Genomic DNA, 12179 nt, shown 5'->3' on the forward strand with positions numbered 1-12179 from the left:
CTCTATATCCAGTGAAGGAGTATTTATGGAATCACTATTGGAGCAGCGCCAACAAAATGAATTGGAAGGAAAAGAGGACGTAGCGGTAACGAGTGAGATGGCTTTTGTAGATGATTAACGCCGGATTGATACTGGTTCATTGAAGGAAAGTTCAAGTAGTATGCTTCCGGATAGGCCCGTAGAGAAACAGCATCCGATGCCAGATTCTGCTCCCACAATTGGGATGAGTTGGGGTCCACATTCAGATCCAAATCCTTAAGCACATTGGATAAAGTCAGTGTAGCAGTATCCGATAAGCTCTTTTGCTGCTGTACTTTTTCGTTAAACGTATTTACGCCCAACTCAATTTGTGCAATGAGTTCATCGGCATTAGCTGCTTTGGCTTGATTCTCTCCTCCAAAATAATAAAACTTCTTGCCTGCTTCCGGTGACTCTAAGGAATCTTTGGCTGGTGCACTACTGTATTCTAGTATAGGAGTTATATCATATCTTGCTCCAGAAATAATAGTATCCAACGCTTTGTCCATCATCTATAAGTTGGAAGTAGTAACCCATAATATTATCATGAATATCATACAAGTCTGCACGATGAACTACCTGCACATGATTCCAAAGCCCATAAAATTCATGCTCAGGATTTAAGGATTTGATATCGTTTTCAACAACTTGCATGGCAGTATCAACGGGGATTATTTCACTATTTGCACTTGCCGGAGGTGGGGAAACATGGCTATTGTTTTTTTTACAAACATTCTATCATCTCCTTATGTTTGGATAAATGATCATATTAGTCTATTTTATTCCTTTAATTACATATTATACTATATAATAGAATTTGAGATATGATTTAATTAACTAAATATGGGATTCGAAAAAGAAAAAGCAAGGAATTTTCCGAATTCGGATGATTCCTTGCTTTTTCTAAATAAATAAGCGCAGCTACTTTGCCCCTGCCTTACGTTTATCAAGTTCATATTTATAAAGATCATGAATTTCTTTGTTTTCAATATCTTGACCTACATAAAAAACTAAAGTTGGATCACTCACAGGGTATGCATAAGTAAGGTATGTGCGGTGCATAAAATCAAAGTCCATTTTTTTTAACTTGAATTCAATTTGATATTTATTTTCTAAATAGCTTTCGAATTGTTTTTTCGATGCTATGGACTTCCATGGTAATCCAAAGAATAGAAAGTATATTCCTATAAGGAATATTAAAAAAATCATTAGAAAGAGCGACTTTTTACTGATAATCGGATGTTTCATTATTCACAACCTTCCTTGTGCTATTGAAAGAAAACTATGGGATTTATCAGTGTCGAGATTAGTGAGTTTAAAAGAGTTTTTAAGAAATGATAGCTCATTTATTGCTGTAGATAAAATTCAATTAAAAGTGATCGAAACCTTTAATAAAGTTTGGTTCAGAGAGAATTAATGAAAAAAATAGTTGAGATCAGCATGGGGAAGGAAAATAATTATGGCAATTAGTGCGCAGATACTTGATGCTCAAAATGATTCTGAAAATCGATTATACATTCCAGTTGCTTCTCTATCCTTTTTCAGAGAATGCTGGTTACCTGGCGTCCACGCATTAGGTTTGAGATGGACTGAACTTTTTGAATCAGGTGTTGATGTAACTGTAAAAGAATTGCCAATTATTCTTGATGAACTAGATCAATTGAAAAAGTGGGCAGACCTTAATCTGCATGGTATTAATAAAGACTAATCTCACACTATACGAAGAGAGACTAATATACATACTAGCATCTAGGATTCACCCTGATAATACACAATTTAAGACTCATTTTTTCAAGGTTAAGGATATTGCTGAGAAGCTGGACCTACTGAATCTATAAACGTGTTCGTGATATTGTTGAGGGTTTACAGGATAAAAAGATGATAATCGAAGAAAAGAGCATGCAATCCACTCTGTCAGCACACTGGTTGGCTGCAGCAAGGTACTATCATGGTAAAGGTACGATAGAGCTTAAGTTTTCTTCAATGCTTCGCCCTTATTTACTACAGCTCCAGCAAAACTTTACGAGTGGAATGTGCTTTATTTGAAAAGCTTTTACTCTTCCAAGTTGTACAAGCTACTTAAACAGTATCTCCCGCTCCAAAAGAGAAGATTTACGCTGGACCAGCTACGGGATAGAATGAACATGAGACCGATACAGAAGTTTTCTACCAAAATGCCGGTGAACCCACCTTCTGGCTGTTAATTCTATACCCGGTGTCCCTATGCATAAGAGGTTTGCAGATCTGAAATTCCGGAACGCTGGCAATAACCATTTTGTAGCTTGTCATTTGGTCTGATAGCTGTCAAAGATATAATGATGATTCGCTCTAAGTCTTGAATAATTAATGTTGAATTGTATAATAATAAAATTTGACCTTATTTTTGCCTGTGCTCAAAAAGTTTTTAAGGGTTTCAAAGCCAGGTTAATGGGGTAATTAGAGAGTGGTTAGGTTAGACGTACATATCTAATCGGTCTAGTATAAAATCCCTACTTAGGAGGAATCATCGTGAATACAACAGTACGTTTGACAGAAAGATCCGGCTCGACTTCTTCACAGCGCAGAAAAGGCTTTGTACCGGTCGTCGTGTACGGTGCAGGTTCAGATAGCCAGTCCTTTACAGCGGATGCTAAGACAATTACCGGGATTTTGGCTAATAACCCTCGGGCAGTTCTAACGTTGGAATTGCCAGACTCGGGTAAAAAGAATGTTGTCATCCAAGAAATTCAGCGCCAGCCAGTATCCAAACAACTGCTGCATATTGATTTTCAGCAGATAGACATGAAAGCCAAATTGGACACAAAAGTAGCCTTCCACTTTACGGGTGACCCTGTTGGTGTGAAGAGTGGCGGTGTGCAACAAATTGAATTGCATGAACTTGATATTCGCACACTTCCAGATAAATTAACGGCATCCTTTGAGGTGGATATCAGTGGACTAGATATTGGTGACCAATTGCTGGTATCTGATCTGCCGAAGCATGAAGGCTGGGAAGTATTGACGCCTGAGGACACTTTGATTGTCCGGATCGCACCTCCAGCAGCTCAAGAGCCAACAGATGAAGATGCTGCTGAACCAGCTGCAGTTGAAGCTTCTGGTGAAGATAAAGCAGAATAGAATTGAATCGAATCCAAAGAGCAGATAGATCCTTCCTAAGGAGCTGTCTGCTCTTTTTGTTTTGTCTTCGTGAACACGTAGTAATAAAATAATTGCGGTCTTTCGTATAGTTTCTTAAATGGCAAATATGGTTGTTTCGCCTCATTTAGTTAAAATTTTACAGAAAATCGTTGACGAATTGGCCTCAAAGGCTGAAAATGAGGACAATTACCATGGTAAGGTGTTCAAAAGTTGTTGTTGTCGTTGTTTGAAAACGCTTTATTTACTATGCTTCAAAGATCTCTCATTGCCCAGTTCATCATGATTATGAGGAGGAAAGTTATGAAGATGAGGAAGCTGTTTTCGATCTTAATGACAAGTCTGCTGGTTTTTGGAGTAGCTCTACCTATGGGTGGAAAAGTGAGTGCAGATGCTGCAAGTGACGCTTCAAATCGTGCTTTAATCTGGCTGAAGACTCAGCAAGATGCTACAGCAGGGTATGCTTTTGAAGGCTTGGTAGATAGCTTTGAAGATTTCTGGGGACCTAACAACCCCAAACAGATTGTATACACGTATGATCAAGCGGTTGCAGCCATTGCCTTTATTGTAAAAGGTGAGCGGACACGGGCAGAGCAGGTGTTGAACAAAATGCGGGACATTCAGGACCCTTCGGGCTTCTGGCTGAACTCTTATTGGTATAACAATGGCTACGGAGAAGAAATTCGTAAACATGTGGGGCCGGTTGTATGGATGGCAATGGCAGCTATGGCTTATGAAAAGCAATATAATGACACGCGATATCGTCCGATGGCGCTCAAAGCGCTCGATTGGAGCTTACAGTATAAAAAAGCAAATGGCAGTATCGCAGGAGGATGGAGTGCTTGGAGTAACTCCGATGAGCCTTGGAGCTCTACCGAGCACAATATCGATATTTACCGGGTGCTGCAGTATTATGCATCGGTGGATTCCTCCAAGGCAGCCACTTATAACAGTGCAGCTTCTGGAGTTAAAACCTTCCTGGATAATTATGTATGGGATGACAGTGTCAAACGCTTCAAGGGAGGCTGGAAAAACGATACGAATCTGATTGATCCTAAAATTCCTTTAGACGTGAATCCATGGGGAGTACTGGCTTTAGGCGTATCCGGAACCCATAACTATGGCGCAAGCTTAACTTATGTGGAAAATGCCTCCGGCACCCCGGGTACACTTGCGAATCCGCGTTACAAGCAGACGCTTACTTACAATGATGCTGGAAATACGCTCACCGGCTATGATTTTGATTGGACAGACGAAGTTTTACCGGCATATGACGATAACGGGAATCAAATTGGCAATACAGGTGCTGATGTATGGTTTGAAGGAAGCGCATTTATGTCGCTCGCTTACTATCTGCAAGGCAATGTATCCAAAGCAGATGCCATTAACACTGAAATTATTAAAAAGCAAGGCACAAGCGGCGCTTCGCTTGGGGGAATTCCATACTCGCTGAAAGGGACCAGCAACAGCTATTGGGTTATGGCACAGCAAAACTGCGTGTCCAGCACGGGGTGGTTAATTCTATCACTACACCGGTTTAATCCATTCACAGGTCAATATTTGACGGGTGATGGTAATACTGGAGATACTACAGCACCTACTGCACCCATTAATCTGACGGTAACCAGCAAGACGGATACAGCAGTTAACCTGAGCTGGTCTGCTTCAACTGATAATGTTGGGGTTACAGGATATCTCGTTTATCGCGGAACACAGCAGGTAGCCTCTGTGGCGGGAACTACAGCTACTGTTAGTGGACTAACTCCAAGCACAGCCTATACGTTTACAGTAAAAGCTACGGATGCAGCAGGTAATTTATCATCCGCTAGTAATACCGCAACAGTTACTACTAATCCCACTGGAGGCAGCGGAGGTGGTGATCATGTGACGGCCGACTTTACAGCAGGGGTTACGAGACTTTCTTCGACAGAAGCTAGCATTTATATTACACCTGTGACCAGTGCTCTTTATGTAGATGTGCATTATAAGGTTAACGGGGGACCGCAGCTTAATTACCGGATGACTAACAGCTCAGGTACATGGAAGCAGACGGTGAGTGGATTAAGTGCTGGCAGCAGCATTGAGTACTGGTTCACTTATGAGAAATCCGGGCCACAATATGATTCAGCTCATTATACCTATGTGCAGTGAGGTTCTGAAAGACTTGAACGGTAATATTCGTAGATAGGCAAGTGAAATAGAGAAGGCTGTCCCAGATGCCATAGCAATGGCAAGGGAGAGCTTTCTTTTCTTTTCTTTGTTTTAAATCAGTAAAAGAAAGTTAGCCCTCTGCCTAGCTTAAATCAAAGAATACAATGCGGGTAAAAGAGCGAAGATCCTCCTCCAGACGGAGGTTCGCTCTTTTCTACTGTCGTAAAATCTTGGAGGGAAACATTAATGCAATGATTCGTTGCAGTAGGAGATTTAAGGGGAGTGTTTTGTTTACAACGTAACAGTGTTATGTTACGATGTTTTCAAGGAGTGATCACATATGGAAGATGATTTGATTTCGAAGAAGCAACTGCTGGATTTAACCGGTATTTCATATGGGCAATTGTACCGCTGGAAAAGGAAGCAGTTAATCCCCGAGGAATGGTTTATTCGCAAATCTACCTTTACTGGACAAGAGACTTTTTTTCCTAAAGAGATGATCTTGTCGCGAATTCACAACATTGTGAATATGAAAGATGGGCTTTCTTTGGATGAAATGGCTGATAAGCTATCGGGTAAGGCATCCTTTGAGAAGGTGAGTATAACTGCTAAGGAAATTGTAGAACGTAACATTGTTTCGACAACAACGCTGAGGAAATTTGGAGAAAGTCTTGGTGATGAAAATAAATATACTTTTGAGGGGCTCGTTCATTTATTCGCTGTAGACCGCCTGCTTAGTGCTGGGGAAATGAGTATGGAGGAGGCAGAGCTTCTGTTTCGCACTTTGCAGGAGAAAGTTTCAAGGCTTGAGAATGGAAGCTGGGAGTTGTTTTTTGTCCGGAAAATGGGGGTTTCATCCTTCATTCTGGCTCAAGCGCCAGCGGAGTTATGGTTTGATGAAGGGGTTAGGTTGGTCAGTAAAATGACATATGCAGATTTGATCGAACAATTGAAAGGTAAGCTTGCCTACAAGCTTGTTGAATAGGGGGGAAGAGTAATGGACAAACATCAGCTGCCTGATTTGATAATAAACGGGGTTAGTGGTGGGGCCGGAGGTACTTACAACAACGTAAACATGGATGGTGTAGGTAAAGTTGTCGGACCGATTGTGGCGCGAATGTTTAAAGGAAATGGGCATATGAATTTGAATGATGATCTCGCAGCAGAAGAAGCAGAATGCAACGGGGTCATCAAAGTGATGGGTAATTTAAGTTTTGGTACCCTAAAGGTGGATGGGGTTCTTAATGTAGGTAAGAGTTTTCGAGGTGAAAGCTGTACCCTTAACGGAATGGTGAGTATTAAAGGGGATTGTGAGCTTGAGGATTTCGTAGGTGAAGGTAGCTTTAATGTTGGTGGTTTACTAAGTGCCGGTCATGTGGATTTCAAACTGCAGAGTCAGGCGAAGGCCAATGAAGTTGGTGTGGAGAGCCTCGTGATACGGCAAGTGAATAATGGATTTTGGAGTAAGATGTTTAGCGGAATCATCCCTAAACTTCGGCCTGAGCTATGTGCTCGAACGATCGAGGGAGATTTTATAGATGTAGAATATACAACTGCGGATATCATCAGAGGAAATATTGTCATTATTGGCCCAGGCTGTACACTCGGACAGGTAGAGTATCGGGAACAAATTACAGTGCATCCAGAGGCTAAGGTTGGAAAGGTGGAGAAGGTCGGTGAATGATAATCTGAAAATAATTGGAACGACATCTTCAGCCGGTGGTTCTTTCAAAGATGTTAAGATCACCGGAGAATGCAAATTCGCTGGAGATGTAAATTGCGAGAAGATGAATCTGACTGGAAATGCCAATATAGCTGGAAATCTGCATATGAAGCAAATGAAAATCACTGGCGAAATTGCGCTCGAGGGTAGTCTTGAAGGAGATTCCTTACGTGGACAGGGTGAAATAAAAGCAGCCTCCGTAAAAATCGATAAGCTTCATCTCTACGGAAATCTGGATGTGAAGGATGATTGTGAAGGGGAAAAATTGCAAATTTCCGGTGCCTTAAGTGTAGCTGGATTACTTAGTGCTGAGCATTTGGAGATTAAATTGTTTGGTCCAAGTAGTGCGAAGGAGGTTGGGGGCAGTATCTTAACCATTAAGAAGAGTAAAACGGGAAGACTACTGCATATGATGAAGCCAACTTCGAAAATACTATTTGAAGCGGGGCTAATCGAAGGCGATGTTATTGACCTGGTCAATACAAAGGCTAGTATGGTAAGGGGAGAACGTATAATCATTGGTCCGGATTGTGAAATAGAAACGGTGGAATTCCGCGATACACTAGAAGTTCATAAGCACGCAACAGTGAAGCATCAAGTGAAGATATAAAGACAATTTTATAGTTATTTTTTGAGAAAAAGAGGAGTGGAATATATGAGTGCTGCCAAATCGCCCAATCTGGGTATTGTTATCGCAGGTCTTCTATTAGGAATTCTTATGGCCTCCATGGACAGCACCATCGTTGCTACTGCAATGGGTAATATTGTTGGGGAGCTTGGCGGAATGGACAAATTTGTCTGGGTCACATCAGCTTATCTCGTAGCCGAGATGGCGGGTATGCCCATTTTTGGCAAGCTGTCTGATATGTATGGTCGTAAGAAGTTTTTTATATTTGGAATTATTGTATTCATGGCGGGTTCGGCTCTCTGTGGAACGGCTGATACAATAACTCAGTTAGCTGCGTACCGGGCTATTCAGGGCATTGGCGGTGGTGCGCTGGTGCCAATCGCTTTTGCCATCATGTTCGATGCTGTTCCGCTGGAGACGAGGGGCAAACTCGGCGGGGCATTCGGCGCAGTATTTGGATTGTCGAGTATATTTGGTCCATTACTGGGTGCGTATATTACCGATCATATTGCTTGGCAGTGGATATTTTATATTAACTTACCCCTTGGTCTGTTGGCTTTTGCGATGGTCGTATTCTTTTATAAAGAATCGCATGAGCATTCTAAACAGCCTATTGACTGGTTGGGAGCGGGTACGCTGCTTGGTTCAGTCATTTGCTTAATGTTTGCGCTGGAACTAGGCGGGAAAGAGTATGCTTGGAATTCGTCCATGATTCTTGGTTTATTTGCAGCCTTTGCCATCCTTGCAGCTGTGTTTCTTGTTGTAGAGACTAGAGCGAAAGAACCGATTATTTCCTTTGCTTTGTTTAAAAAAAGATTATACGCGGTGAGCATTATCTGTGCTCTATTTAGCGGTGCAGCTTTTATTGTGGCTTCCGTGTATATTCCGATCTTTATTCAAGGGGTATTGGGCGGATCAGCTACAAATTCAGGACTTGTATTGCTGCCAATGATGGTTGGCTCAGTGGTTACAGCTACGATGGGCGGATTTCTAATGTCAAAAACCAGTTATCGCAGCCTGCTGATTCCTACATTTGCACTTTTGGTGATCGGTACTGGACTTGTAGCGACACTCACGCCAGATGCTTCGCGACTGCTTGTTACTTTGTATATGATTTTAATTGGGCTAGGGATTGGTGCTTCATTCTCAGTGCTAAGTACGGCATCCATTCATGGATTGACCGCACATCAACGTGGCTCTGCCAGCGCAACGTTGAATTTCATTCGTTCACTGGGCATGACGATAGGCATTACCACCTTCGGTATCATTCAAAGTCACTATTTCTCAGGCAGTCTTACCAAGCTACTCTCGGCTAAGGGTGGAGGAGCGGCTCCGGCGGGAGCTATGGATTTTAAAGATCCGCATGCTTTGCTCTCACCTGAGACTAGGGCGCTCATACCACCTGAAATTCTGGGTAAGATTACAGCTGGGTTATCCTCATCCATAGTAAACACCTTTGCTTGGGCGGTGATTCCTGCAGCTTTAGCGTTATTGGCTTCATTCTATATGGGACGTCAGAAGATGGATGCCTCTGCGGAGGGGAATGTTCAGACGTCAGGACATTAGCATGTAGTCTAGAGAATATTCGTTTGATTATGATTCAGTGAAAATAGACATATAAAAAACGACAACCACTTCGGGTACTTCCAAAGTGGTTGTCGTTTTTTTGTCTAAAGTCATATATGCTCTGTATCTCACCAGAAGCTCAGATTCTGATACTCTGAAAACGTAATCAAAATCTGGGTATAGGAGATTCCGATATGGGGTTACCTGCTGGTGAACTGCTTCCCAGCGTCGATCCGGTTCATCGATCACGCTGGAAGATGAAGAACAAACATAAATTGTTCTTCATGGCTTTTCCATTTCTTGTTGTCACCTTTATTTTCTATTATCTGCCGATCAGCGGATGGACTTATGCCTTTTATGATTTCGTTCCCGGAATACCGTTGTCAGACACGCCTTACGTTGGTTTGAAATGGTTCAAGACGATTGTATCTAATCCGACGCAGACCGCAGTAAGAAAAGTCCCGACAACCGTTCTATATACAGAGACTGTGTCGTGGTTACGATGTATTTTAGCGCAGGTCTGATCCCTTGGTACATCACGATGCACAATTTGCATCTGACCAATAACTATCTGGCTTATATTTTGCCTACGATTATTACGCCATTCAACATCATTCTGGTCAAAACGTTCGTTGAGGCCATTCCTCCATCCCTTGAGGAGTCAGCGTCTATGGATGGTGCTGGTTACATGCGGGTGTTCTGGAACATTATTGTACCGCTTACTACACCCATTCTGGCTACGATTACGTTTTTTTTCGCAGTGAATCAGTGGAACTCATTTATTGATACGGCGTTTCTGATGACAGATACGAAGTACTTTACGCTTCAGTTCTTGTTATGGCGTTATTTGAACGAGTCCAGCTCGCTCGCAGCTTTAATTCGTAATTCACCAGATATGGCCGCTAGTGTAGCGAATATGCAGACTCCAACCTCTGTACGAATGACCGTAACGATGATCGTCGTATTGCCGATTCTAATCGTTTACCCATTCTTCCAGCGCTTTTTCGTCAAAGGGATTGATCGGTGCGGTTAAGGGCTATCACCAGTTTCAGCACCTACGAGCCTTCCACAAGTCAGATATTTCGCTATGGGTGTTGCAGGTCAGACAGGGCTCGTGCTGAAGGGTACGGATGGAATGACTATGTATTATTTATCGATTTGACCGGGGGAACACCTAATATCGGGATCCAGCGGGCTTAAATCTGATAACATTAACATCTTCATGCTCTGAACAATAAAAAACAGCAAGTCGCCTAGGTACAAATAGGGACTTGCTGTTTGAGGTTTCTATTAGTTCTTAAAGCTGTGAATTGGAGCAGGAATTCGTCCGCCTCGGTTGATGAAGTTGGCACAATTGAAGCCGTTAACAGCCATGACAGGCGCATATCCAAGGAGGCCGCCAAATTCTACGATTTCGCCTACATCCTTGCCGATGACAGGAATGACGCGAACAGCGGTTGTTTTGTTATTGACCATTCCGATAGCAGCTTCATCGGCGATGATGCCAGAGATCGTCTCTTTGGTGGTACTTCCCGGAATAGCAATCATGTCCAGTCCTACAGAACATACACAGGTCATGGCTTCTAGCTTCTCGAGCGTAAGAGCACCACGCTGTACGGCTTGAATCATTCCGTGATCTTCACTAACTGGAATAAAGGCTCCACTGAGTCCGCCAACATAGGAGGAGGCCATCACGCCACCTTTTTTAACATTGTCATTTAGAATCGCCAGAGCGGCTGTTGTTCCTGGTGCGCCAGCTTCTTCCAGACCCATGACTTGAAAGATCTCCGCAATGGAGTCCCCAATTTCCGGTGTTGGAGCCAGAGATAAATCGATAATCCCAAAAGGCACGTTCAGCCGTTTCGATGCTTCCTGCGCAACTAGTTGTCCGACACGCGTAACTTTAAACGCAGTCCGTTTGATCGTTTCACACAGAGTTTCGAAGTCCTGACCTTTCACTTCCTCTAATGCACGCTTGATTACACCCGGGCCACTGACACCCACGTTGATGACACATTCCCGTTCACCCACCCCATGAAAGGCTCCAGCCATAAAAGGATTGTCTTCGACAGCATTACAGAAGACAACCAGCTTAGCACAGCCGATGGAATCCCGATCCTTGGTGCGTTCCGCAGTTTGAATAATGATATCACCCATTAATTTTACAGCATCCATATTGATTCCACTTCTGGAGGAGCCAACGTTGACGGACGAACAGACTCTTTCAGTGACTGCGAGTGCTTCTGGGATACTGTCGATTAGAATACGATCACCTTTGGTGCACCCTTTTTGCACAAGCGCAGAGAAGCCACCAATAAAGTTAACGCCAACTTCTTTGGCAGCCTTGTCCAAAATTTCCGCTACAGGTACATACGTATCCGTCTTCACGGCACCGGCAGCAATAGCAATTGGGGTCACAGAAATCCGTTTATTAACAATGGGTACACCGAATTGTCTTTCTAGATCTTCACCTGTTTTGACGAGCTTCTCGGCGGATCTAGTGATTTTGTCGTATACGTTTTGGTTAAAGGTTCTCATATCTGTATGCGCACAATCCATGAGGCTGATCCCCATCGTTATGGTACGTACATCCAGATTCATTTCACGGATCATCTTATTCGTTTCTTGTACTTCCACCAGTGATATCATGGTCATCCTCCTAAATGCGGTGCATAATATTAAAAATATCCTCATGCTGAAGCTTGATTTCCACGCCGATCGCTTCGCCGATCAAATGTAAATCTTCAACAATATCCTCAAATGCTTTAGTCGCGCCAGAAATGTCTACAATCATCATCATGTTAAAATAATCTTGTACAATCGTCTGAGAAATATCCAGAATGTTCAAATTGTGCTCGGCAAGATATGTACATACCTTAGCAATAATCCCTACTTTGTCTTTTCCTAATACAGTAATAATCCCCTTCATGATTACAGCCTCCCTTTGTATATGGTGAT

The 12179-nt window shown here is 42.7% G+C and carries 15 protein-coding genes; 11 read left to right on the forward strand and 4 right to left on the reverse strand.

Translation table 11 applies throughout. The features are described 5' to 3' along the window. Positions 1-23: 23 nt before the first annotated feature. The gene (locus L1028_RS05205) at positions 24-530 is read right to left on the reverse strand and encodes a hypothetical protein (protein ID WP_234532078.1); all 507 of its coding nucleotides are present in this window, start codon (positions 528-530) and stop codon (positions 24-26) included. A 409-nt stretch (positions 531-939) separates the two neighbouring features. Beyond that, positions 940-1266, reverse strand: coding sequence for a YfjL-like protein (locus L1028_RS05210; RefSeq protein WP_234532080.1), 327 nt, complete (start codon positions 1264-1266; stop codon positions 940-942). Between the two features lie 211 nt (positions 1267-1477). Here L1028_RS05210 and L1028_RS05215 point away from each other — a divergent pair, with 211 nt between their 5' ends. From L1028_RS05215 to L1028_RS05255, 11 genes are all read left to right on the forward strand, one after another. After that, a complete protein-coding gene (locus L1028_RS05215) occupies positions 1478-1726 on the forward strand; it encodes a hypothetical protein (RefSeq protein WP_234532081.1) in 249 nt (82 codons plus the stop codon). Next, the gene (locus L1028_RS31610; protein WP_423803014.1) at positions 1707-1856 is read left to right on the forward strand and encodes a RepB family plasmid replication initiator protein; all 150 of its coding nucleotides are present in this window, start codon (positions 1707-1709) and stop codon (positions 1854-1856) included. The genes L1028_RS05215 and L1028_RS31610 overlap by 20 nt, the downstream gene beginning before the upstream one ends. Continuing rightward, positions 1849-2064, forward strand: coding sequence for a RepB family plasmid replication initiator protein (locus L1028_RS31615; protein ID WP_423803016.1), 216 nt, complete (start codon positions 1849-1851; stop codon positions 2062-2064). Before L1028_RS31610 ends, L1028_RS31615 begins: the two co-directional genes overlap by 8 nt. A gap of 462 nt (positions 2065-2526) precedes the next feature. Next, positions 2527-3135 carry a 50S ribosomal protein L25 gene (locus L1028_RS05220; protein WP_234532087.1) on the forward strand — a complete coding sequence of 203 codons (609 nt, stop codon included), beginning with the start codon at positions 2527-2529 and terminating at the stop codon, positions 3133-3135. Positions 3136-3456: 321 nt separating this feature from the next. Further along, positions 3457-5304, forward strand: a complete 1848-nt coding sequence (locus tag L1028_RS05225; RefSeq protein ID WP_234532089.1) for a fibronectin type III domain-containing protein — start codon at positions 3457-3459, stop codon at positions 5302-5304. Positions 5305-5644: 340 nt separating this feature from the next. Beyond that, positions 5645-6289, forward strand: a complete 645-nt coding sequence (locus L1028_RS05230) for a YhbD family protein (RefSeq protein WP_234532091.1) — start codon at positions 5645-5647, stop codon at positions 6287-6289. 12 nt (positions 6290-6301) lie between these two features. After that, a complete protein-coding gene (locus tag L1028_RS05235; RefSeq protein ID WP_234532093.1) occupies positions 6302-6988 on the forward strand; it encodes a hypothetical protein in 687 nt (228 codons plus the stop codon). Further along, the gene (locus tag L1028_RS05240) at positions 6981-7637 is read left to right on the forward strand and encodes a hypothetical protein (protein WP_234532094.1); all 657 of its coding nucleotides are present in this window, start codon (positions 6981-6983) and stop codon (positions 7635-7637) included. The genes L1028_RS05235 and L1028_RS05240 overlap by 8 nt, the downstream gene beginning before the upstream one ends. Positions 7638-7682: 45 nt before the next feature. Beyond that, positions 7683-9221 (forward strand): MDR family MFS transporter, encoded by a 1539-nt coding sequence (locus tag L1028_RS05245; protein WP_234532095.1) that lies wholly within the window; start codon positions 7683-7685, stop codon positions 9219-9221. A gap of 194 nt (positions 9222-9415) precedes the next feature. Next, positions 9416-9745, forward strand: a complete 330-nt coding sequence (locus tag L1028_RS05250) for a hypothetical protein (protein ID WP_234532096.1) — start codon at positions 9416-9418, stop codon at positions 9743-9745. Further along, complete coding sequence (locus L1028_RS05255; protein WP_234532242.1) at positions 9724-10254, forward strand: carbohydrate ABC transporter permease; 531 nt, start codon at positions 9724-9726, stop codon at positions 10252-10254. Before L1028_RS05250 ends, L1028_RS05255 begins: the two co-directional genes overlap by 22 nt. A gap of 257 nt (positions 10255-10511) precedes the next feature. On the opposite strand, the gene L1028_RS05260 is transcribed toward L1028_RS05255, so the two are convergent. After that, positions 10512-11867, reverse strand: a complete 1356-nt coding sequence (locus L1028_RS05260; protein WP_245237908.1) for a PFL family protein — start codon at positions 11865-11867, stop codon at positions 10512-10514. A 13-nt stretch (positions 11868-11880) separates the two neighbouring features. Next, positions 11881-12150 carry an ACT domain-containing protein gene (locus L1028_RS05265; protein ID WP_042189980.1) on the reverse strand — a complete coding sequence of 90 codons (270 nt, stop codon included), beginning with the start codon at positions 12148-12150 and terminating at the stop codon, positions 11881-11883. Positions 12151-12179 lie beyond the last annotated feature (29 nt).

It is taken from the genome of Paenibacillus pseudetheri (assembly GCF_924513355.1).
In the GTDB taxonomy this organism is placed as follows: domain Bacteria; phylum Bacillota; class Bacilli; order Paenibacillales; family Paenibacillaceae; genus Paenibacillus_AQ; species Paenibacillus_AQ pseudetheri.